Here is a 23,035-nt window from a genome sequence, read left to right on the forward strand (position 1 = left end):
AGGTTGATAGGCTGCGTGTGTAAGTGTCGTGAGGCATTTAGCTTGGCAGTACTAATAGGTCGAGGGCTTGACCACAAGAGTCTTTTGGTCAGCTTATTAAAGTATTTACAATATTGCTTCTCACTTTGCTTAATCTTTATTCAGTTTTCAGGGCGCTGTCAAAGCGACTGTGAAATGCACCATTAGCTCAGTTGGTAGAGCACCTGACTCTTAATCAGGGTGTCCCGGGTTCGAGCCCCTGATGGTGCACCAAAAAGGTAACAGGGGCTAATGAAAAGAAGACCATTAGCCTTTGTTACAAACAGATGGCTCGTTGGTCAAGCGGTTAAGACTCCGGCCTCTCACGCCGGCAACGCGGGTTCGATTCCCGCACGAGTCACCATGAAGATGGTATATACTTCTCAAATAAGGGAAGAATAAATACAAGAGAATAGTTGGTGTTGATGACGCTGAGGGTCCACCTGTTCCCATACCGAACACAGAAGTTAAGCTCAGTGGTGCCGAAAATACTTGGCTGGTGACGGCCTGGAAAGATAGGGAGATGCCAACACAGGCGAAACACCTAATCGGGTGTTTTGCACTATATTCCTCCATAGCTCAGTCGGTAGTGCGAGTGTACAGAAATGTACCCGAAACTATTACTTAGCCAGAGGAAAAACTAAATATGTTGTTTAAGTCCACTACCGGGGACTTAAGTAACAAAAAAAGATTGCTCTTTGTGCAGTCTTGACAAAAATCTTTGGTAAACTCCAAAGAAAATTGTATATTCCTCCATAGCTCAGTCGGTAGAGCGCATGACTGTTAATCATGATGTCACTGGTTCGAGCCCAGTTGGGGGAGCCAAAAGAGGCTCATAGTTTTTCTATGAGCCTCAATTACTTATATACAAAATTTATTTCCGGTAGAAGTGATAATTGTTTTATCGGAAAGGAAAAGATATGGAGTTCGAAAATATGACAGACAAACAATTTGATGTTCTTATGAACTCAATTATCCAAATAGTGAAGGATTCTGAAACTAAAGATGAAGCTGTTGAAAAGCTACAAAATTTAGTTAAAGGTAAAGAAAACTGATTACTTTTGCTAATCTGCTTAATTTAATATTATCAAATATATGAGTCAATCATTATATTTCTTATTTTAGAGATATAGTAATTGACTCTTTTTTTATTTGGCAATCGTTTTAATTTTTTTGATTAGAACGGTTGCCTTTTTTTATTTACAAAAAATTGAAAGGAATGATTTTAAATGTATTTTACCGACACACCCGAACTCAGGAAGTTTGAAAGAGAGATGCGTCAGAAACCGAATTTTGACAGGCGCAATGATGAGTGTGATGAAAATGAAATCTCACATTTCTCTGACAACAAAAATGTCAATACAAACAGAAAAAAAGAAGGAGATTGATTTTATGACTATAAAAATCAGGAGTCCTACTAATGGATATTGCTTGAATCAAAACTAAAAAAATAGGAGATGTATAACTTGAACGAATATGAAAGACAGCGCAGAATAGCTGAAAGCACAAAGAAATTGTATCCGCCGGGAACAAGAATTGAGCTTATCCATATGAATGAACCACACGCACCTGTTCCAGCAGGCACAAGAGGAACAGTTAAATTTGTTGATTCAATGGGAACGATATTCCCTGAGTGGGATAACAATCGAACCATTGGTATCGTTCCCGGTGAGGATTCATTCAGAAAGCTCACACAGGAAGAAATCGAAGCAGAAAACCAATCTAAATCAGAAGTTGAAGATGAAACTCCTGATGAGGATAGCGGAATGACTATGGGAATGTGAGGTGAGATTTAATCAATAAATCTTCGTTTGGAATGAAGATTTATGTCCATCAAATTCTTTGATATGTTTGCAGGCTCGGCGGTTTTCGTTCAGGTCTTGAAGCCATAGGTGGTTTTGAGTGCGTCGGATACTGCGAAATCGATAAGTATGCAAAGCAGGCATATGAAGCAATATACGATACCGGAGGTGAACTTTACTTTGATGACGAAAGAAAAATTGTACCCGAACAGTTACCCGATTTCGACCTTCTTGTTGGAGGATTTCCCTGTCAGTCTTTCTCAATCGCCGGAGCAAGAAAAGGATTTGACGATACAAGAGGAACGCTGTTTTTTGAGATTGCTCGAATTGCTTCCGTTAAAAAACCTAAGTATATCTTCCTCGAGAATGTTCCCGATATGCTTAACCACGACTCAGGCAAAACATTTGAAACAATCCTCCGTACGGGGTCCCCGAAAAGCTGTAAGCTTTTTGGGGAGAGGAGGCACAGCATAGCGGACGAGCTTTTGACCGCTTGCGGTAGAAACGAGTAAGCAGAGCTTGTGCCGACGAGGGGTATGATGTGTGCTGGCAGGCACTTAACATCAAAAATTTCGGAATACCCCAATCACGAAAACGAGTGTATATTATCGGATATCTTAGAGGACAATGTGCCGGAGAAGTATTATCTTTCACACAAACAAGCGGAAAAACTCTTATACAAAGAAAAGCCAACGCAAGGTGAGCGAATCTACTCATCAAAAGGACTAAGCTGTACGCTGACAAGCGGTTCGGGTGGATTCGGCGGTCATAGCGGACTTTACCTTATTGAAGATACTGAAAACTTCGGATTGCTGATAAAAGCTAAGACTAAAGACGGTTATCAGGTTGCATATCCCGGCGACAGCATTGATACTGCTTTTTCTGGACAGAACTCAAGACGTGGTCGAGTCGGCAATCAGGTAGCACATACTCTAACAACCTCAGCAACGCAGGCGTACTATTTTATTGACCTTAACCCTGACCCGAAACTGACAGAAATTGCAAGGTGCATAACCGCAAGGCACGACTCGGGAATCAGTAACCGAAAAGCTGAACATTCGGGAGTGTTTGTAGAAAATTCAGATGTTCTCGATAACAATGAAAAATTCGCAGTTGCTTTTGTTGATCCAAACGGAGAAGTCCATATCGGCAGAATAAGAAAGCTTACTCCGAGGGAGTGCTGGAGATTACAGGGATTCACGAACGATCAGTTCAACAAGGCGAAAGCAACAGGACTATCCGACAGCAGGCTTTACAAGATGGCAGGAAATGCGGTGACAGTAAATGTAATCTCTGAAATCGGGAAGATTATCAAAAAAGTAAACGATAAAAATTAAATAATAACAACTAATATCAATCGTTCCGAACGACTGATATTGGTTTTCATATATATAAGCCGTTGATTAGATTTTTTTAATTTAATCAACGGCTTTTTGTCGTTTCAGGGGCGATTGGTATTCCGAAATGGAGTGATGAATATCAAAACCCCTGTGAGTTGGATGGGAAATAAAACTTCCATCCTTCATATTTTGTACGCCCTGTTTCCTCTGAATTACGAAAGGTATATTGAGCCGTTCGGAGGCTCAGGAGCTGTACTTTTAGGCAAGAAAAAGCCTGATAAGTTCGAAGTTTACAATGACTATAACCATAATCTTGTAAACCTATTTCGCTGTATGCGTGACAGACCTATGGCATTCATAAAAGAGCTCGGATTTTATCCGCTTAATTCAAGGGATGATTTCAATGCAATCAGGGATTTCTTTAGACAGGAAAAGTTTGACGATAAGTACCTTGATGAGGAATTGGAACTGACGAAGATTATCCTGCCTGACTTGAAAGCAGAAGAAATTATTGAATTGTATATAAAAGTGAAACAGGACTACGACTTGCGCAGAGCAGTAATGTTTCTTAAACTTCTACGATACAGCTATTCAAGCAGTGGAAAGTCATTTGCCTGTCAGCCCTTTTCAGTAGTGAGCCTGTTTCAACTGATAGAGCAAGTCGGCAAAAGACTTGAAAATACTGTGATTGAAAATCAGGATTTTGAAGTCCTGATAAAGCATTACGACCGAGATAATGCCTTTTTCTACTGTGATCCGCCTTACTATTCAAGCGAGTATGTTTATCAATGTGGTTTCACTTGGGATGACCATTTGAGGCTGAAAAACACACTTGCAAATTCAAAGGGTAAATGGCTTGTATCATATAACGATTGTGAGGAAATCCGTAATTTATATGACGGTTACTTATTCTTTGATTTCACAAGGTTACACAATATGAAACAGAGAATCAATGCAGGCGAGCAATTCCCTGAACTGCTTATCAGCAACTACGATATGTATGAAAGGCAGAGAAATAAACCGTTGCAGTTGAGCCTGCTTGACTTAACCACCGAACAACAAATTGATTTAGAACAAATTTTGAAGGAGTGTATAATTAACAATGGAAAATAGAATTTATGTAAGTATACCGCTTGACGCACTTATTGTATCAGGAATTACATCCGACTGTGCTGTACAGATCTCAGCTGTGGATGGAGCAATTCTGATTGAGAGGTGCGATGATGATAGTGAAGAATGTTGTTGCGACTGCATCTGCGATGAGTGCAGAGCAGAACTCGCAGAAAGCGAGGACGAGTAATGCTCAGGTTGTTCAGAGTTCTCGGAAAAAGAGGAAGAATTACAATCCCTTTTGAAATCCGTCAGCGAATCGGATTCAGATGCAACGACGTGCTGTCGTTTACGGAACTTGATGACAGCTCAGTAGTTGTCAGGCGGGAAAAAATCTGCGACAACTGCCAATACCTTGAAGAAGATTTCGAGGAAAATTACACCCTTGAAGATTTCCTCGACAGCTTGTCAGAGGAAGAACAGAGAAACGCACTTCTGCATCTTTCTCTGCTGTGGGCTGAAAAGCAGAAACACTAAATCGGAGGTAAATTTATAATGGCACAGAATACTAATTTCAAAGGAAACAAAAACAACAATCAGAAAAGGAAACTGCCGTATATCAAGGTAAGGATTGATAAGCTCGTTGATGTAGATGATTGCAACACAAAGGCGTTTGCAAGCGTTACTGTCGGCGGTGCTGTGGCAATTCACGGAATCAGAGTGATGAACTCAAGAAAAGGACTGTTTGTTGCAATGCCTGCAAGTAACTATGTTGACGAAAACGGCGAAACGAAGTTCAGCGAGATTGTTCACCCGATTTCAAAGGAGTCAAGAGATATGCTAAACAGCAAGGTTATGGACGCATATCATCAGGCACTTGATGAACAGCAGAGTGAAGATGAATCCGAGAATATGTCGGAAGATGAATCGGAAAGCTTTACGCAGAGTATGTAACAGCAAATAAAAAAATCTCTGGACATTTGAAATTCTTTGGATATATTTGTTGCTTGAAAGGAGCGATGAGAATATGAAAAAGAAAATCGCAATAATGCTGACATTGATTTTAGCAACAGGAACATTCACAGCTTGTACGGCAGAAGAAAAAATGTATAACAGTTCTTTATCACCCACGGTTTCAACTTCCGTGGGTGTTTCTGCATCTGGGAAAAGTTCTGAAATGGCAACAACCGAAACAATGCAATATAGCGAAAATGCCACAGCTTCAAAAGAAACAGAGCCTTCGGGACAGAATGCCAAAACCGAAGAAAAAGCCGACAGTGGACAAAATTCGGCGGTTGTTTCGGCAACGGCTCCGATTCAGAAAACACAATCCGAGGTTCAGAACAACAGCAAGAATACAGTGAAAGGTAATCAGCAAAAATCAGAATCAACTGCGAAAAAGAAAACCGAAACTTCTACTCAAAAGCCTGCTGAAAAGCCAACGCAAAAGCCTGTGCAGAAACCTACGCAAAAACCTACGCAACCGCCTACTAAAGCAAAAACGGTTGATGTTCAGTATGCGGTGAGTGCCTGCATAGCCTACGGTCAGCAGCTTGGAATGAAATACGATTCCTCACTGAACACAGGCAACGCAAGCTGGTTCTCGCCCACAAACGCATCATATTATGATGATACGCAAAGCCTGACTGCAGATTGCTATGGTGATGTTGAGTATGTAGCCTACTACTTCCAAAGCAGTGGCATAGCTCCGAGAGACTTATCATTCAATGTAATCGCAGAAAACAACAAAATATATGTAGTCTACTGTTGAGCAGACGATTAAGCAAGGCACTCACTTCATTGTGGGTGCTTATTTTTATGAAAGGAAGATGACAATGAAAATCAATAATATTACACTTTCTGACCTCCGCCGTATGAACGGCAAGGAAGGTCTTATCTTGCAGGGATGCGGCGGTGAAACACAGGAATGGATGGACGGCATCAATAAAATGCTTACGGACAAAGGAATACTTCTTGACAATACAAAGTTTGAGAATGTTTCTGTGTTTCAAAATGACGGCGTTACCTGTATTCTTTATCCATTTGCCGATGTCCACCTTGACATCGGCAAGCTTGCAATGTGGAGATTACAGTCCTACACAGCCTTTGCCGGAACTTGGCTTTCCGATTATGTGGATAACAAGCTCGGTGGTTTTATTATCGATGAACAGAGCAAAGCAGAAAAGGTCAAACCCGACTGTGCATTGATAGGTCAGGACGGCAATATATTCAATCTGTTAGGAATTGCAAGCCGTACATTAAAGCAAAACGGTATGGCTTACGAAGCAAAAGAAATGTGCAGTCGTGTTACGAGTTCTGGCAGTTACTGCGAAGCGCTGAACATTATCGGCGAATATGTAAATATTACGGATGGCAGTGAGCAGTCCGATGATATAGATGAAGATTTCAATGAAGGGCAGGCGATGAAATTATGATTTACTTTATCTGAAAACAGAATATTTTATCAGCAGGCAGAGTCAACCGACTTTGCTTTATTTTTTACAAAGAAAGGAATTTTTAGAATGAAAAACATTTTAGCTAAAAGGAATTTCACAAGAATAACTGCACTTTTACTCGTGGTTGCCGTAATATTCGGAACAATGTTCTCGCTCCCTGTAAGTGCGGCAAGCGGTGATAAGGTTACAATTACCTTTGACTACTGTTATGACAGTACAGGAAACACAATCAAATTTCAGCAGACAACAGTCAGCAACGGCTACACGGTCGGAACTCCCGGAGAAGAGTTGTGCAAGATTTTTGCAGATGGCAAAGAAGCCTACTGCATTGAACCCGGTCATACACTCTACTCAGGCAATACGCTGACCGAGGACGGTTCGACCGTCTGGAAGAATTTAGGCTCTGCGAAGCAGAAAGCAATTAACCTTGCTCTGCTCTACGGCAAACCCGGTTCGGAAAAAAGCTTAAGCGGAACAGAGGATCAGAAATGGGTAGCAACACAGCTGATTGTATGGGAGTTTGTTTCAGGCTGTCGCTCTACAAATGACGGCTATAAATGCACAAATACAAAGTTTATTGACGGTATCTGCGCAGGCGGAGCAAACCCCGGCGTTAAGTCGGTTTACAATGCAATTTCTAAAAGCCTTGCAAATTACTCAACCGTTCCAAGCTTTGCATCGGCAATCGCTTCAAAGGCTGAAACCTATGAGATGAAGTATTCAGACGGAAAGTACACTTTAACCCTTACCGACAGCAACAGTATTCTTTCGGATTTCAGTTTCAAGACAACAAGCGGTGTGAGTGCATCGGTATCAGGCAACAAGCTGACTTTGACTTCAAGTTTCCCCGTCAACGATGCAGTAACATTCAACTCTGCAAAATCAATGCCGAGCGTAGGAAATACAACCCTTATCCCATATGGAGATGCAACTTTGCAGGATGTAATCACAGGTGTTGAAAACGACGCTGACCCGATAAGAGCATATTTCAAGGTCAAGACAAGTTCGGGCAATCTCAAACTTGTTAAAACCTCCGAGGACGGCAATGTTGCAAATATTGAGTTTACCGTCAAAGGCGACGATTACAGCAAAACTGTAAAAACAAACTCAAAAGGTGAATTTGAATTAACCGACCTTGTCCCCGGAAAATACACGGTTACCGAGCATACTCCGACAGAGTATGCCGAACAAAAATCAAAGACCGTAAATGTTGAAAGTGGAAAAACGGCAACTGTATCTTTCAGTAATGTTCTTAAAAAGTGGAATCTGACTGTTATCAAAACGGACGCTGAAACAAAATCTGCACAGGGTGATGCAACACTTGCAGGAGCAGTTTATGGCATCTACAATAACGGCAAGTTGGTTGACAAGTACACCACCGATAAAAACGGCGGTTTTAAAACTTCAAACTATGTGTGCGGAGATAACTGGACTTTGAAAGAAATTGAGCCGAGCGAGGGTTATCTGCTTGACGAAACCGAATATCATATCGGTGCAGAGGCGAAAAAATATACACTTGAAAACAACAGCGTTTCAATTGGAGTAACCGAAGATATACTGAAAGGAAAAATTGCAATCATAAAGCACACCGATGACGGCAGTACAAAAATTGAAACTCCCGAAAAAGGTGCTGAATTTCAGGTGTATCTGAAATCATCGGGAAGCTATACAAAAGCAAAAGAATCCGAAAGAGATAATCTTATATGTGACGAGTACGGCTTTGCGGAAACAAAGGATTTGCCTTACGGCACATACACTGTTCATCAGACCAAAGGCTGGAACGGTACGGAGTTTATAGCCGATTTTGATGTCTTTGTAAACGAGGATGGCAAAACCTATAAATATCTCATAAACAACTCTTCACTTGAAAGCTATGTAAAGATAGTAAAGGTTGACAGCGAAACAGGCAAACAGATTCCGTATGCAGGTGCAGGCTTTCAGATTTATAATCTTGACGGAAAGCTCGTGACTATGACCTACACCTATCCCGAGGTTACAACTATTGACACATTCTACACGAACAGCGAGGGTTATCTAATTACACCCGAATCTCTGCCCTACAGCAAAGGCTATTCAGTCGTTGAGGTGCAGGCTCCTTACGGATATATCCTTGACAGCACACCTGTATATTTTGACATTACAGCAGAAAAGATAAGCGAAGAAAACGGCGTTACAATCGTAAAAGCCGAGAAGAAAAACACACCGCAGAAAGGTACAATTACCGTAGAAAAAACAGGCGAGATTTTTTCAAATGTAACTTCATCAGGAGAAGAAGTTTTGCTCTATCAGCCTGAATATTCTGTAAACGGTTTATCGGGTTCAGTGTTTGAAATTTATGCAGATGCGGACATTAAAACCCCTGACGGAACAGTAAGAGCAAAGAAAGACGAGCTTGTCGCAACTCTGAAAACAAACAATAAAGGCACAGCAACAAGCAAACAGCTTTACCTCGGCAAATACCGTGTTGTAGAAAAAACTGCTCCTAACGGATTTGTTCTGAACAGGACTGTAAATCATATTGCGCTCACCTATGCCGGACAGAATGAAAAGGTGACTAACACCTCAACATCATTTACAAACGACAGACAAAAGGTTGAAATCGACCTTACCAAAGTGCTTGAACAGAACGAGAAATTCAACATTGGCAGTAATGACGAAATCCTCAATGTTTCATTCGGACTTTACGCTGATGAAGATTTGAAAGCCGCAAACGGATCTGTCATTCCAAAGGACGGACTTCTTGAAATTATCACCTGTGATGAAAAAGGCAAGGCAACCTTCACCACCGACCTTCCAATCGGCAGTTACTATGTTAAGGAAATCAGCACGGACAATCACTATATCCTATCTGAGAAAAAATACCCTGTTGTGTTTGAATACGCAGGACAGGATACAGCAACTGTTCATATTTCTGTAAATGACGGTGAACCGATTGAAAATGAAATTATCTACGGCACAATCCAAGGCTTGAAAATTGACCGTGAAACAGGCGAAAATATCACAGGCGCATTATTCGGATTGTTCAGTATTACTGAAACCAAATTTACAGAAGAAACTGCAATTCTGACATCCAAATCAAATGAGGAAGGAATCTTCACTTTTGAAAATGTTCCATACGGCGAATACATTGTCAGTGAATTAAAGCCTGCCGAGGGTTATCTCCCTAATGAAGAAAACTATACCGTAACAATTTCTGAAAACAAGGAAATTATCGAAATCACAATTGAAAACGATAAAATACCTGAACTCGGAACAACTGCAACTATAGACGGCAAAAAGGAATTCACAGCTAACGGTGATATTACCATTGACGATGTTGTTTCCTACAAAAACCTGACTGTCGGAAAAGAATACACAGTAAGCGGTGTACTTATGGATAAGTCAACCGGAAAAGCATTCCTTGTTGACGGAAAAGAAGTTTGTTCTGAAGTAACATTCACACCCGAAACAGCAGACGGCGAAGTAACAGTATCCTTTACCTTTGACGGTTCTGTAATTACCAAAGAAACAGAAATTGTTGTGTTTGAAACTCTCTACCGTGAGGGAACAGAAATTGCAGGACACGCTGACATTGAAGATGAGAATCAGACTGTAACTATTCATCCGCAGCCTGAACCTGAAAAACCGCAGACAGGTGACAATTCAAATCTTGGCTTTTATATCGGATTGGCTTCTGTTGCTGTCGGCTGTTTAATTGCATTTCTCATCATCAAATTTAAGAAGAAAGATGAGGACGATGAATAATGCGCAGGGTGTATATCTGTAAACATTGAAAACGCAAAACGATATGCCCGATATGCGTTAGAGTGCGGTATGGCTCCGTTCATACCGCATTTTTATGCGCTGATTTTAGATGACAGCAACAAAGAAGAAAGAAACCTTGGTATGCTTGTGGGACTTTCTATGCTTTGGGTTTGCGATGCGGTCTGGGTTTTCGGTAATGAAATTACCGAGGGTATGAAAACAGAGATTCGCTTCGCCGAAAAGCTGAACATCAAAGTCAGATATATATCGGAGAATGATTTAAGAAAATCAGAGGTAAAAAATGATAAAATCGAGAAGAACTAAGTTAATTAAATGGTTATCAGGCGTATCAGTAATACTGTTAATGCTCGGAATATCGGCAGTAACAGTATTTGCCGCAGGAGATGTATCATCAGCAATCGAAAGCACATGGACATCGGCTCAAACACAGATTAAAAATGTTGTAAACAATGTTGTCTTTCCTGCGGTAGATATGATTCTTGCTATACTTTTCTTTGTAAAACTCGCTACGGCGTATATGGATTACCGCAAGCACGGTCAGTTTGAATTCACCGCTCCTGCAATACTTTTTGGCTGTCTTGTGTTCTCGCTGACTGCACCGCTATACATCTGGACGGTACTTTGATAACAATAAAAACAAAGGTTGTTGTGTTGAGTCATAACAGCCTTTTGCGAGGTGATTTATATTTTTGACTGGTTAGGAGATTTCATCGGCGGAATCGGAAGTGCCATAGGCGGTGTGTTCGATTACCTCGGTGAGCAAATCTCAAATGCTATATGGAACACAATGTTACAGTGGTTCTACGAAACGATTTACAACGCTGTTGCCGACTTTTTCACAATGATGGGAAATATGGGCGCAGATGTGTTCGATCTTGAATGGGTGCAGGCGACAATAAACCTGTTTACGCTTTTCGGCTGGGCTTTGTTCGTCGCAGGCACGGTCGTCGCCGTGTTTGATGTGGCTATTGAATATCAGAATGGCAGAGCAAATATCAAAACAACCGCAATAAATGTATTAAAAGGGTTCTTTGCCTGTTCGCTGTTTGGCGTAGTACCTGTGGAGTTGTATAAGTTCTGCATCAGCCTGCAAAACACATTTTCTAAGGATTTGTCGTCCATAATGGCAGGACAGCAAAGCCTTGATTTAGCCGGACAAAGCACAAGCGTTTTAGAGGGTAGTTTTGCAGTTTCTGTTCAAGTGAATTTTGGTTTGCTGAATCTGTTATGTATGATTGCTTTTGCCTACTGCGTAATAAAAATATTTTTTGCGAACATCAAGCGTGGAAGAATTCTGCTCATTCAGATGGCGGTAGGTTCGCTGTATATGTTCAGTGTTCCGAGAGGTTATCAGGACGGCTTCAATCAGTGGATGAAACAGATAGCGGCGTTGTGCCTGACGGCATTTATGCAGACAACTCTGCTGTTCCTCGGGTTGCTGACCTTCCCCGGCAATATGCTTTTGGGACTTGGAATTATGCTTGCGGCAAACGAAGTTCCGAGAATTGCACAGCAGTTTGGTCTTGATTCAAGCGTAAAGGTGAATATGACGAGCATTGTTCACGCAACCACTACTGCCGTGAACCTGACAAGAAGTGTTGCGAGGGCGGCAAAGTAAAGGAGAATTTATATTATGACAACTTATTTATATCCGCAAAACCTAAAAGCCACAGCCAATCTATGGCTGTGGAGCTTACGGGATTTTGCAATTATGAGCATAGCGCTTTTGTTATCAATACTGATACTTGCACAGACGAGAATAATAGTACCTCTTGCGGTAACTCTCTGTTTCGGCTTTTTGTCAATAAGACTGGAAGATACAACAATTCTTGATTTTATACGCTATGCCGTAAAGTATTTTATATCAACTCAACAGATATATTTCTGGGCAGAAAGGGGCAAATAAATGAAAAACAATCAGAAGAAAACAAAACGAAAAGGCAAATCGGTACAGGACTTGCTCGGTATAAAAACCTTTACGAAAAACGGCTTGAAGGTCGGCAAGGAAGAACTAATTTTCTATATGGTTCAGCCGACAAATATTTCTGTTTTGTCGCACACGAATATTGAAATCAAGGTTCGGCACCTGATGATGGTGCTTTCTGCTGTGCCGGATATTGAGATTACCTGTACCGATTCCTGCGAGTGTTTCGATACAAACAAAAGCTATATCAAGAGTAGAATTGAAACTGAACAGAATGAAAAGGTTAGAAAAATTCTGAATAAGGATTTAGATTTTCTCGACAGCATTCAGACCGAAACCTCAACCGCAAGGCAGTTTCTGTTCATAGCAAGGTGCAAATCCTCAAAATCGGAAAATATTTTGCAGAAAGCAAACAGGGTTGAGAAGATTATTTCAGACCAAGGCTTTGAAGTAACCAGAATGAAGAAAGCCGACATCAAACGTTTTCTTGCAATATATTTTGACGCAAGTATGAACGGCGATTTGATACCCGATTATGACGGCGAGCAGTTTTTTGAAAAGGAGCAGACATATGAAGAAACATAAAGAGAAAATCGAAATAGGTATTGTAATAGGCATATTTTCTGTGATTATAATTGCCTGCTTGGTTTCAATATTCTCACAGGTGTATACAGAGTACAAAGAGAATGAAAGTTTTGAAAAGCTTGCAGAAATCGTGACTGAGGACACAACAGATACAACCATTGAAGAAATCTTAAGAAAACCAAATCTGTTAAATGTCAGTGATTCGGATGATGAATTTCAAACTGAACAGCCTGTGTATTACACAACCTATTACGAACCTCATTCAATATCAGAACTTATTTCAATGAATTCCGAATGTTTCGGCTGGATAAGCATAGCAGGAACAAATATCAATTACCCTGTTATGCATATATCAAGCAATCCGCAGAAGTATCTGAACAAAAACTTTTACGGCGAGTACAGCTATAGCGGTACACCGTTTCTGGACAGCAGATGTTCAGCTGACAGTACAAATTTAATCATATACGGACACCATATGAACAACGGCACAATGTTTGCAGACCTTTGCAACTATACCGATTATTCTTATTTTACAGAACATCCGACAGTTGTGCTTGAAACGAAAGACGGGGCATTTTCTTACTCCGTCTTTTCAGTTATGAGGGTAAAATTCTATGATGATTGGTACAAATTTTTAACAACAGATTTGGACAAAACCTATGAAAAATGGGTCAGTTATGCAAAAACAAAATCTCTGTATAACACAGAAATTACACCTGCTTACGGTCATCAAATTTTAACGCTTTCAACCTGTTACGGCTACAATCAGGATGACCGCATACTTGTGTTGGCAGTCCGAAATTAAAGGGGGTAAAATTATGGGACTATTCAATAGAAAACCAAAGGTGCTTACACCCGAGCAGGCAGAAGAAATATACACAAAGGATTTCTTTGATATGATTCTGCCGTCAACAATTAAGTTTTTTACCGATTATTACATTGTCGGTGACTCATACCGCAGTGTGTGGGCAGTCAGAGAATATCCGCCGAGTACGGAAGTACAAGCAATACTCTCACAGCTTGCAGACAGAAACGGCGTAACGCTTCGCATATACCACAGACTTGTTGAAAGTGTGGAACAGAGAAAAATCATACAGAACGCCACACGAAAAAACAAGCTCAAGTCAAGCGGTAACGATGTAAATGAAACCATTGAAGCACAGGGCAACTTGCAGGATGTTGTCACCCTAATGGCAAATCTTCGTAAAAATAAAGAAGCTTTGTTGCATTGCAGTGCGCCTTATCGGAAACAAATCGAATAGGATAAAGTCAAGGACTGCATTAAAACTGCAGTCCGAAACCTTTTACACAGTAATAACCGAAGTGAATTTTTTATCTTAATAGTCAGAAATTGATATTTAGTAAATCAAAAGCATATTGTGGTATATTATAAAAATGAGCAGCTATGTCCAAAGGGAAATCTACTATCCGTTTGGTTAAAGGTGCCTATTTTATTACAATTAGATTATAGATATTATAATATAAATAGATATAAAACTATACCGACTATCATTCACAGAGATTAATACATTCGTCGATTATTTTTTCTATTGACCTTACCTGAGTTGAGGATGCATTTTTCAGTTTATTAGAAATAATTGATAAATCCTTGTCGATGATTTCGCCAGTAAGGAGGTAATCGACACTTACTCCGAGAGCTGTGCTGATTTTTAAGAGATTTTCAGGGCGAAGTGCTTTTGTTCCCCTTTCTGCTGTAGATAAAAGTTGAGGTGAAACTTCTGCTAATTCAGCTAATTCTTCTTGTGAAAGTTTCATATCTTTTCTGCGCTCGGAAATTCGTTTTCCCATATCTTTAAGTAAAATATCATTGTTGCTCATATACATCCTCCGTTGCTACTGTAGATATTATATGTGCTATGGTTGATTTTTATAAGCGTCTATAGTAGAATAATATCGTCTAAAGAATGCATTCTAGAAAACTATGATTTTATCATTATACATGAGAAATTTATGTTGTGTATTATAATGACATGATAAATATATGTTTTTGTAAAAGTGATTTTTTGCTTTCATATGTAGATGAAATTTTGGCGTAGCACAGAGTCAGTGACTTATACAAATAAGAAATATGACTGCCATTAACATTGTAAAAAATAAAAACAAGTACCCGAAGATACTTGCTTTAGAGAAAATTAATCGCAAAGTATATCACTTTACGATAAATTTTCTAAAATTAAGATATATTCAATATTTTTTTATTTCTCTGACTAATTTTTTGACTGCGATTAAGCTGACAAAAAATCCAGTTTCTCCATATTTTTTCTTTTTAAATCCATAGACGAATGAACATATCTATCCAATGTAATTTTTATACTTGAGTGACCTAAAATCTCGCTAAGACTTTTAATTTCAAAGCCGTTTTCTATGCATCGAGTTGCAAATGTGTGCCTCAGTATATGAAATTTAACACTCCTTATCCCACATTTTTTCAGAACCTTTTTAAAATAATACTGCATACTTCTTGGCTCTATAAAATCGGTTTCCGTGCCTGTAAGAACATAAGCATCTGGATTTCTTCTAAAGTTCTTTAAAATATTGATAACAAAATTAGGAATCGGTATTTCCCGTATCGAATCCTCGCTTTTCGGCGGCGTTATTATTATCTTTGTTTTGCTTCCGTGTTGCTCCGAATAATTATCCCTTATGCGTAACATTGTTTTATTTACACTCAAAACCTTTTCCCCCATATCAATGTCAGACCATTTCAAAGCACACAATTCGCCGATACGAATCCCCGTGTAAATGCATAACAAAATTCCGAGATTTTTGTCATTAAGATTATTAACAAGGTAATTACAGAGCCTTTCCTGCTCAAACAATGTTAATATTTCAACTTCTGATTTGTGTGCCTTCAGAGAAATAATTGATAAATCGCAGTTGTGATGAAAACCCTTTCGTTCAGCGTACCTCAATATACTTTTTATTACGGTCAATATGTCGTTTGCCGTTTTTACAGCGTATCCGTACAAAAGCAGCCTGTTCATATATTGCTGAACTACATCCAGAGAAACGGCCGAAACATCATACTTTCCGAGCAGAGGTAAAATATGCTTGCCGATAATCATCTTATAGTGAGCCAAAGTTGACTCCTTAACGCACAGCCTTTTGTTTTCGAGCCATTCCTCGGATAGTTTTGCAAAGTTAGCAGATAAAATATTACAACTTGCTTTGTGTGATTTAACTCGTTCCAGCTTTTGCTTAACCTCGGTGTAGCTTTTTCCATATAAATAACCATATACAGCCTTGTTGCTCAAATCTCTATCTTTTATATATCTACCTTCCCATCTTCCATCCTTTCTTTTAAAAATATTTTCGCCCTTTCTTGGCATAAAAAATAACTCCCTTCTTGACTGAAATTTTGACTGATAATAAAATAAAAAGTAACTAAGTTTTTTAGAAAATTATTTCAATTTGTCTTTTATTATAAATTTAATGCTTAAACTCCTACAAAAATCAAATGCTTAAACTCCTTTTTATATTGACTTTTCTAACACTAAGTGGTAAAATTTAGATGTAGTATTGTAATATTTTTAATCGTAAAGTGATATACTTTGCGATAAAATCATTTTAACCTTTGCAGAATATTAAATATTATTTATTATATAACCAAGAATATACTTTAAATAGAATTTTTTCAGAGGGAATATATGGGAAAAATAAAAGAATTTTTGTCAGATACATATGCGGCGGAGTGGATTCTGTTGCTTTCGTTGGTATTATCGGGTGGCTTTAACGAGTATGTCGGCTGTGTTTTGTCGGCTATAATTTCGGTTTTGCTGATTGTTAAAATTGCCCAAAACAGGAATTTGGTTGTTAACATAAATATAACGAGTCTTTCTATTGCGGTTATTACGCTGTTATATCTGATTTCCTGTTTCTATGCCATTGATTCCGGAATGGCATTCGTTGGTTTTCTCAAATTTCTGCCGGTGCTGTTGTATATGCTTTTGTTAATGCAAGATAAAGGAATAAAGGAACATCTAATAGCTTTGTTACCTTATGTAGCACTTGCATTGGGAGTACTTTCACTTGTGCTTGTGTTTATTCCTGCAACAAGAGATTATTTTACGGTTTCCGACAGACTGGCGGGATTTTTTCAGTATCCAAATACCTTTGCACTGTTTTTGCTTGTGGGCGAGCTTACTGCATTAAGCAAAGAAAAACTAAAACCTATTGACATAATTTCTGCGCTGCTTCTTATTATACTTCTGTTATTTACTGGTAGTCGTGCAGTATTTATTTTAGCTGTTTTTTCAAATGTTTTAATTATATTTTTCAGAAAGGGGAAAAAGGTTAAAATTCTCCTCGGCATAGTTGTAGCAGTGCTTGCGGTTGCAGTGCTGTTAATGTTGCCTCTGTTTAATAATTCTGAAATTTTCTCAAGATATTTCACGATTTCATTTACCGAGAGCACCTTCGTCGGCAGACTGCTTTATTATTTCGATGCATTTCCATTAATTTTAAGGCATCCGTTCGGTTTGGGCTATATGGGATATTACTATGTTCAGCAATCAATTCAAACGGGTGTGTATTCGGTTATGTTCATACATAATGACTTTTTACAGCTTTTGCTTGATGTTGGCTGGATTCCTTGCCTATTATTCGTAGTTGGAATTATAAAATCGTTTTTCCGCAAGGGCAACTCGGCGGGTAAAAGGATTATTTTGCTTACAGTTTTTTTGCATTGTTTGTTTGACTTTGATTTGCAGTTTATATCAATGTTCTTTATACTTTTGCTGTTTCTCAATTATAACGATGGCAAACAGCTTGAACTTAAAAAGGGAACAGTTTTTGTATTTTCTTTTGTAATCACTGGTCTGTTGTCACTGTATTTTGCCGTTGCGCTGGGACTTGCGCATTTTGGCTTTAATCAAGCCGCCGACTCAATGTTCCCAGGCAACACGCAGAATAAAGTTGATTTGCTAATTGCCGAGGATGATATTGTCACTCAAAATGAAATTGCGGACAGGATAATTTCGCAGAATGAATATGTGCAGATAGCCTACAGTGCAAAGGCTCGTTATGCATTCTCACAGGGTGATTTTGAAAGCCTGATAAGCTATAAAAATAAGATATTTCAGATTGCTCCGTTCTCGTATGACGAATATGAGGATTATTGCTATATGCTTATTCAGGGTATTCAACTCTATAAACAGGCAGGCGATGAATATAGCACAGAAGTATGTGAACAGCAACTTTTAAAGACTGCTGATAGGCTTGATAGACTTGATGATAAACTCAGTAATCTAGGTAGAAAAATTGTTGATCAGCCTAAAACAGATCTGCCTGATGATATAGTTAAGTATATAAACAGTTTGGAGAGTTAGAATTGATGTACAGAAAAATTATTTTAATATGCCTAATATTCACTGCGTTACTATGGATAATTCCTTTAAGTGGATGTTCAAGCGGAAAAATATCAGTTAAAGATAAAGACGATCAGATAATAGCAGAATTGAATCAAAGTGAAATAAGCAACGATACTTTGTATAAACCATATCTTGAAGTTGTTATTGCAGAAGCAATAAGTGCTATCGCCAAGATCAATAACTGTAATTTAGATAAAGCAAATAAAATATTATTTGAAAAAGACCACATAATTGGAACTTGTTTTGACGCAAAGATTTATGAAGCTATTGAAAAGTCATATTTGAATTCTGAACTAGACAGTGCACCATTTGGATGTGCTTTAACCGATTTAAACGGAGGGTTGTGTGCTGTTTACAGTGCCGATTTAAACGAAGATATTAATTACGCTAATACTACATTATCACCGTATTCATCCCTGAAGCCTTTAAGCGTATACGCTCCTGCTATAGAAAGCGGTAAGGCATATTGGTCAAAGGTTTATGAGGATTCGCCTTATAAGCAAATTATGGATGAGAATGGCGAGCTTGTTAATTGGCCTGAAAATGCAACGGGTACATATACAAACAGCAACACAACTGTTTATCAGGCAATTAAGGAATCGATTAACACGGTGGCTGTCAAATGTCTTGATGATTACGGTGTAAATAATTCCATAAGTTTTTTAAAAGAAAATTTTGATATAAATCTTGATTATGAGAGTAAAAAAGCTACAAACGAGGATGAAGACGAGGTAATCGGTAATTTGGCTATGGGGTATCTCTATGATGGTGTTTCAGTGATTGATATGGCAGGATATTATCAGATTTTTGGAAATGGCGGCAAGTATTATAAGCCTGAAGCCATAACTAAAATTATTGATGACCACGGTAAAACAATATACACAAAAAATAATGATTATAAACAGGTGGTTAGTGAGCCAACGGCATTTATTATGAACGAATTGCTTCAAGGTGTAGTGCAGAGTGGCGGAACGGGTGCAGGAGCAAAAATGGATGATATTGAAGTTGGCGGAAAAACAGGTACGGGAATAGCAAATGACTGTCATTGGTTTGTTGGATTTGTTCCGCAGTACAGTTGTGCTGTGTGGCACGGAGGAAGCTTAGTAGATAACTATTCACCACAGATTTTCAAAAGTATTATGCAAGAGTTAAAGCTTGACGAAAGCGTAAAATACCCGAAATGCAGAGAAATAAAACAGGCAATCTATTGTGCGGATAGTGGCTTGTTATGCAACGAGAATTGCAAACGGGTTGATATGGGATATTATTTTGCAGATGAAATTATAGAAAAATGCAAAATTCATCAATAAAGTTTTTAGGAGGCTTTTTTATGAGACAAAAACACAAACTAACAAAGATTTTTAAATTAGTAACAATAATCGCATTAATGGCGTGTTTGCTGATGAGCAGTATCCCGATAACTAATGCAGCATCACAAACAGATTTCAAGAACTTTAGTATTGACGATATAGAAATTATCCAATTTACAAATGGATATTATACTGAAGACTACGATTATGATAAGGACGAGTATGTTAAATGGTACAATTATGACTATAGTAGCAAAATTGTCGGCACAGCTACATTAACAGACGGTTCGACAGTTGATATTGATGATGCTTGGATATACACAAACAATGTTAATATTACGGATGATCAAAGCGTAAATAATCAGTGGGGACTTGGTTCTCATCAGGTTACTGCCGAGCTTGAGGGAATTAAAACAACCTTTAATGTTAATATTGTTAAATCGCCTGTTAAAAGTATAGAAATTAATGACATTGACATTGTCGAATGTACAAGTGGATATTATACCAAAGAATACGATTATGATAAAGATGATTATGTTGAATGGTATAAATATAGTTATTTTGATGTTAACGGTACAGTCACATTTGATGACGGAACATCAGCTGAAATAACAAGCGGCGGCTTTGAATATAAAAATAATTATTATTATTTTGATTTTGAAAATGACCAAAGCTATGAAAACCAATGGGATATTGGCACTCACAAAGTCGTAGCTAAGGCTTTGGGCTTTGAGACATCTTTTAATTGTAATATCAAGGAAAGTCCATATGCTTCAATTGAAATAATTGAGGTCGATCCTGTAAAGGAGAAAGAGGACAGTTGTGATTATGAATATGCATTAAAATTTGTATACAAGGTTACATATAAAGATGGAAGGGTTGAGCAAAGAAATTCAGATGATTATTACGATGATAATCCTACTATTTCAATAATAGGCGACTGGCAGATTGGTAAAGAAAACGAATTTATAGTGCACTTGGGAAAAGCAACCGCAAAAGGTTATGCTGAAGTTATACCTGACTATGGTTTTGATTTTGTGGCACAAAATGACGGAATTTATATTACCAATTGTACGCTTGAAGATGAAGATATCATAATTCCAGAAGAAATAGCAGGAAAAAAGGTTATTGGTATTACTTCATTGGGACATTGTTATGATACTAAGAGCATTACTATTCCTGATTCCGTAAAAACGATTTCCGAGGACGCATTTGAAGGCTGTAGATCATTGCAATCCCTGACAATCGGTAGTGGAGTTGAATACCTTAGCGCTAAAATGTTTATGCGTCTTTATAATTTAAGCGAAATTAATGTTTCTTCAAACAATAAGAATTATTTATCTATAGAAGGTGTTGTATATAATAGTGCAGTTGATACTATGGTGGTTTATCCGAATGGAAAATCTAAATCACATACAGTACCTGCATCGGTTAGTAATATTGATGCAATTACCGAAAGTAAATCTGACAATATTAACATAGTTTTTGCAGATGAATCAAAATATTACAAGACAGTTGATGGCGTTACATATACAGTAGATATGACTAAAGTTGTTTTATGTAATAAAACGAAGGGCGGTAAATACACTATGCCTGATTCTGTTACACAAATTTCCGATAAAGCTTTTGCCGCTTGTAAAAATCTTACAGATGTAAATATCTCCAAAAATGTAACAGATATTGTATATAGTGCATTTAGAGGTTGTACTTCTCTTAATAATGTTTCTTTGCCGAGCAATGTAACAAAAATCAGTAACGAGGCATTTGCCAAGTGTACTTCTCTAAAAGATATTTCACTTTCTGATAATTTGGAAGCGATTGGTGATAGTGCTTTTTATGAAAGCGGATTAGCAAAAATTACAATTCCTGACAAGGTTAAATCGGTTGATGACTATGCTTTTGCAAAATCTAAAGTACAAACAATAACAATTGGAAAAAGCGTTGGAACAATCGGAGAGGGTACATTTCAACAAACACCCGTAATAAATGTTAGCATCCCTGATAATGTTAAATCAATTGGTGCATCTGCTTTTTGTTTATGTGAAAATTTAAAAAGTATAAATTTAGGTTCTGGATTAACTGAAATTAAGGACTGCACATTTGCTCAGACTGCATTAAATAATGTTTTTATACCAAAAAATATTACCAAAATTTGTTATAAAGCTTTTGAAAACTGTAACTATCTAAATGACCTTGAAATTAAAGGCGATAATGTTGAAATCGGTGAAAGTGCTTTTATTGGCTGCCCACTTAAAAATTATTCACCGAGTGAGAATATTTCAAACTATGGCGATAGCAGTTTTAGATACTCCAAGATTAGAAACTTCCACGCAGGAAAAACTGTTACAGAAATAGCATATAACTCATTTGGCGGATGCTCAGAACTTTCTGATATTCAAATTCCTGATACTGTTCTCAAAATTTCAAGCTGTGCCTTTGACGGCACAAAATGGTATGATGCTCAGCCCGACGGTTCAGTATATCTTGACCATATCTATCTGAGAAACAAAGGCGAGTCGGCTCCGCAAAATCTTACCATAAAAGAAGGTACTAAAACTATTGCTGACGGGGCTTTGTTTAATGTTTTTTGCGGAGCAACTGAGAATATCAAAACTATTTCTTTGCCAAATAGCTTGATAAGAATCGGCGACCTTGCTTTTAATGGCTGCACATCACTCACAGAAATTACAATTCCTGCATCCGTTGAACAAATCGGTGATTATGCTTTCTTGGGTTGTGAATCGCTGACATCAATCAATGTTGATCCCAATAATAAGTTTTATTCAAGCGAAAACGGAGTACTGTTTAATAAAAACAAAACAGAGCTAATCTATTGTCCAAAACAGAGCAGCGGCGAATATACTGTTCCAAACTCTGTAAAGACAATCAAATCATTTGCTTTTGCCAATAGTGGGACTGAAAGAATTGTAATCAACAGAACAAATGTTAAGTTGGAAGATTATGCAATTGGGTATACCACTGAACCTTGGATACCGGTTGTTTCTGAGGTTACAAAAAAATGGAGATCTAAAAACCTTGATGCAATTATCTGTTGCGCAAAGAGTTCAACAGCTGATCAATATGTTCAAAATACTAAAGACAATGACAAACTAAAATGTGAATATATTGATCCGACTATAATTATTGATTTTGGCGATGCTAACGGCGATGGCGAAATCAATGCAAAAGACCGTATGATGCTTACTCGTCATCTTGCAAAGTGGTCAGGCTATGAAAACATTGATATGACCGCTGCAGATTTAAATAACGATGGTGCTGTCAACGCAAAGGACAGAATGATATTAACAAGGCATATAGCAAAGTGGAGTGGATATGAAACACTTCCGTATACAAAGTAAAAAACGGAGTCAGTAATGAATAAGGTATATAAAAAT

22 protein-coding genes, 3 tRNA genes, 1 rRNA gene and 1 pseudogene are annotated in these 23,035 nt (G+C 38.1%); 25 read left to right on the top strand and 2 right to left on the bottom strand.

Going from position 1 to position 23,035, the window contains the following annotated elements:
- Nucleotides 1-176 precede the first annotated feature (176 nt).
- The 22 genes and pseudogenes from H8R91_RS00010 to H8R91_RS00115 all read left to right on the top strand — a co-directional run bounded on the left by H8R91_RS00010 (nucleotide 177) and on the right by H8R91_RS00115 (nucleotide 14,202).
- A tRNA-Lys gene (locus H8R91_RS00010) sits at nucleotides 177-252 on the top strand.
- Between the two features lie 55 nt (nucleotides 253-307).
- Nucleotides 308-382: transfer RNA gene (locus H8R91_RS00015), tRNA-Glu, on the top strand.
- Nucleotides 383-433: 51 nt separating this feature from the next.
- Nucleotides 434-550, top strand: a 5S ribosomal RNA gene (rrf, locus tag H8R91_RS00020).
- A gap of 217 nt (nucleotides 551-767) precedes the next feature.
- A tRNA-Asn gene (locus H8R91_RS00025) sits at nucleotides 768-843 on the top strand.
- A 404-nt stretch (nucleotides 844-1,247) separates the two neighbouring features.
- Entirely contained in the window at nucleotides 1,248-1,406 is a 159-nt protein-coding gene (locus H8R91_RS00030; protein ID WP_186934401.1) for a hypothetical protein, read from the top strand.
- 78 nt (nucleotides 1,407-1,484) lie between these two features.
- Nucleotides 1,485-1,802, top strand: a complete 318-nt coding sequence (locus tag H8R91_RS00035; RefSeq protein WP_243237660.1) for a DUF4314 domain-containing protein — start codon at nucleotides 1,485-1,487, stop codon at nucleotides 1,800-1,802.
- Nucleotides 1,803-1,906: 104 nt separating this feature from the next.
- Nucleotides 1,907-2,332 (top strand): DNA (cytosine-5-)-methyltransferase, encoded by a 426-nt coding sequence (gene dcm / locus H8R91_RS12225; RefSeq protein ID WP_366477105.1) that lies wholly within the window; start codon nucleotides 1,907-1,909, stop codon nucleotides 2,330-2,332.
- Nucleotides 2,333-2,400: 68 nt separating this feature from the next.
- Nucleotides 2,401-3,157: pseudogene (locus H8R91_RS12230) on the top strand (DNA cytosine methyltransferase); the annotation flags it as partial.
- Nucleotides 3,158-3,292: 135 nt separating this feature from the next.
- Nucleotides 3,293-4,273, top strand: coding sequence for a DNA adenine methylase (locus H8R91_RS00050; protein ID WP_243237662.1), 981 nt, complete (start codon nucleotides 3,293-3,295; stop codon nucleotides 4,271-4,273).
- Entirely contained in the window at nucleotides 4,263-4,460 is a 198-nt protein-coding gene (locus H8R91_RS00055; RefSeq protein ID WP_186934404.1) for a TBCC domain-containing protein, read from the top strand. Before H8R91_RS00050 ends, H8R91_RS00055 begins: the two co-directional genes overlap by 11 nt.
- Complete coding sequence (locus H8R91_RS00060) at nucleotides 4,460-4,747, top strand: AbrB/MazE/SpoVT family DNA-binding domain-containing protein (RefSeq protein ID WP_186934405.1); 288 nt, start codon at nucleotides 4,460-4,462, stop codon at nucleotides 4,745-4,747. Before H8R91_RS00055 ends, H8R91_RS00060 begins: the two co-directional genes overlap by 1 nt.
- 18 nt (nucleotides 4,748-4,765) lie before the next feature.
- Complete coding sequence (locus tag H8R91_RS00065; protein WP_186934406.1) at nucleotides 4,766-5,164, top strand: SpoVG family protein; 399 nt, start codon at nucleotides 4,766-4,768, stop codon at nucleotides 5,162-5,164.
- A gap of 73 nt (nucleotides 5,165-5,237) precedes the next feature.
- The gene (locus H8R91_RS00070) at nucleotides 5,238-5,981 is read left to right on the top strand and encodes a hypothetical protein (protein WP_186934407.1); all 744 of its coding nucleotides are present in this window, start codon (nucleotides 5,238-5,240) and stop codon (nucleotides 5,979-5,981) included.
- 64 nt (nucleotides 5,982-6,045) lie between these two features.
- Complete coding sequence (locus H8R91_RS00075; protein WP_186934408.1) at nucleotides 6,046-6,645, top strand: hypothetical protein; 600 nt, start codon at nucleotides 6,046-6,048, stop codon at nucleotides 6,643-6,645.
- 87 nt (nucleotides 6,646-6,732) lie between these two features.
- Complete coding sequence (locus tag H8R91_RS00080) at nucleotides 6,733-10,410, top strand: SpaA isopeptide-forming pilin-related protein (protein WP_186934409.1); 3,678 nt, start codon at nucleotides 6,733-6,735, stop codon at nucleotides 10,408-10,410.
- A 12-nt stretch (nucleotides 10,411-10,422) separates the two neighbouring features.
- Nucleotides 10,423-10,734, top strand: coding sequence for a DUF7768 domain-containing protein (locus tag H8R91_RS00085; RefSeq protein ID WP_436286322.1), 312 nt, complete (start codon nucleotides 10,423-10,425; stop codon nucleotides 10,732-10,734).
- Complete coding sequence (locus H8R91_RS00090) at nucleotides 10,712-11,056, top strand: DUF3852 domain-containing protein (protein WP_186934411.1); 345 nt, start codon at nucleotides 10,712-10,714, stop codon at nucleotides 11,054-11,056. The genes H8R91_RS00085 and H8R91_RS00090 overlap by 23 nt, the downstream gene beginning before the upstream one ends.
- A 51-nt stretch (nucleotides 11,057-11,107) precedes the next feature.
- Nucleotides 11,108-12,049: a conjugal transfer protein TrbL family protein gene (locus tag H8R91_RS00095; protein ID WP_366476870.1), complete on the top strand. Its 942-nt coding sequence runs from the start codon at nucleotides 11,108-11,110 to the stop codon at nucleotides 12,047-12,049.
- A gap of 15 nt (nucleotides 12,050-12,064) precedes the next feature.
- Complete coding sequence (locus H8R91_RS00100; RefSeq protein WP_117705859.1) at nucleotides 12,065-12,337, top strand: hypothetical protein; 273 nt, start codon at nucleotides 12,065-12,067, stop codon at nucleotides 12,335-12,337.
- Complete coding sequence (locus H8R91_RS00105; RefSeq protein ID WP_186934412.1) at nucleotides 12,338-12,940, top strand: hypothetical protein; 603 nt, start codon at nucleotides 12,338-12,340, stop codon at nucleotides 12,938-12,940.
- Nucleotides 12,927-13,745 carry a class B sortase gene (locus H8R91_RS00110; RefSeq protein ID WP_186934413.1) on the top strand — a complete coding sequence of 273 codons (819 nt, stop codon included), beginning with the start codon at nucleotides 12,927-12,929 and terminating at the stop codon, nucleotides 13,743-13,745. Before H8R91_RS00105 ends, H8R91_RS00110 begins: the two co-directional genes overlap by 14 nt.
- Before the next feature lie 13 nt (nucleotides 13,746-13,758).
- Complete coding sequence (locus tag H8R91_RS00115; RefSeq protein WP_186934414.1) at nucleotides 13,759-14,202, top strand: hypothetical protein; 444 nt, start codon at nucleotides 13,759-13,761, stop codon at nucleotides 14,200-14,202.
- 247 nt (nucleotides 14,203-14,449) lie between these two features.
- On the opposite strand, the gene H8R91_RS00120 is transcribed toward H8R91_RS00115, so the two are convergent.
- Together H8R91_RS00120 and H8R91_RS00125 are read right to left on the bottom strand one after the other, a co-directional pair.
- Nucleotides 14,450-14,779 carry a helix-turn-helix domain-containing protein gene (locus H8R91_RS00120; protein ID WP_117705856.1) on the bottom strand — a complete coding sequence of 110 codons (330 nt, stop codon included), beginning with the start codon at nucleotides 14,777-14,779 and terminating at the stop codon, nucleotides 14,450-14,452.
- 407 nt (nucleotides 14,780-15,186) lie between these two features.
- The gene (locus H8R91_RS00125; RefSeq protein ID WP_186934415.1) at nucleotides 15,187-16,290 is read right to left on the bottom strand and encodes a tyrosine-type recombinase/integrase; all 1,104 of its coding nucleotides are present in this window, start codon (nucleotides 16,288-16,290) and stop codon (nucleotides 15,187-15,189) included.
- Between the two features lie 318 nt (nucleotides 16,291-16,608).
- On the opposite strand from H8R91_RS00125, the gene H8R91_RS00130 reads away from it, so the two are divergent.
- The 3 genes from H8R91_RS00130 to H8R91_RS00140 are packed head-to-tail and all read left to right on the top strand — an operon-like array spanning nucleotide 16,609 to nucleotide 22,999.
- Nucleotides 16,609-18,288 (top strand): O-antigen ligase family protein, encoded by a 1,680-nt coding sequence (locus H8R91_RS00130; protein WP_186934416.1) that lies wholly within the window; start codon nucleotides 16,609-16,611, stop codon nucleotides 18,286-18,288.
- Nucleotides 18,289-18,293: 5 nt separating this feature from the next.
- A complete protein-coding gene (locus tag H8R91_RS00135) occupies nucleotides 18,294-19,640 on the top strand; it encodes a penicillin-binding transpeptidase domain-containing protein (RefSeq protein WP_243237692.1) in 1,347 nt (448 codons plus the stop codon).
- A 20-nt stretch (nucleotides 19,641-19,660) separates the two neighbouring features.
- Nucleotides 19,661-22,999 (top strand): leucine-rich repeat protein, encoded by a 3,339-nt coding sequence (locus tag H8R91_RS00140; RefSeq protein WP_186934418.1) that lies wholly within the window; start codon nucleotides 19,661-19,663, stop codon nucleotides 22,997-22,999.
- The last annotated feature ends 36 nt before the right edge of the window (nucleotides 23,000-23,035 follow it).

The organism is Ruminococcus intestinalis (assembly GCF_014288065.1).
GTDB lineage: Bacteria > Bacillota > Clostridia > Oscillospirales > Acutalibacteraceae > Ruminococcoides > Ruminococcoides intestinale_A.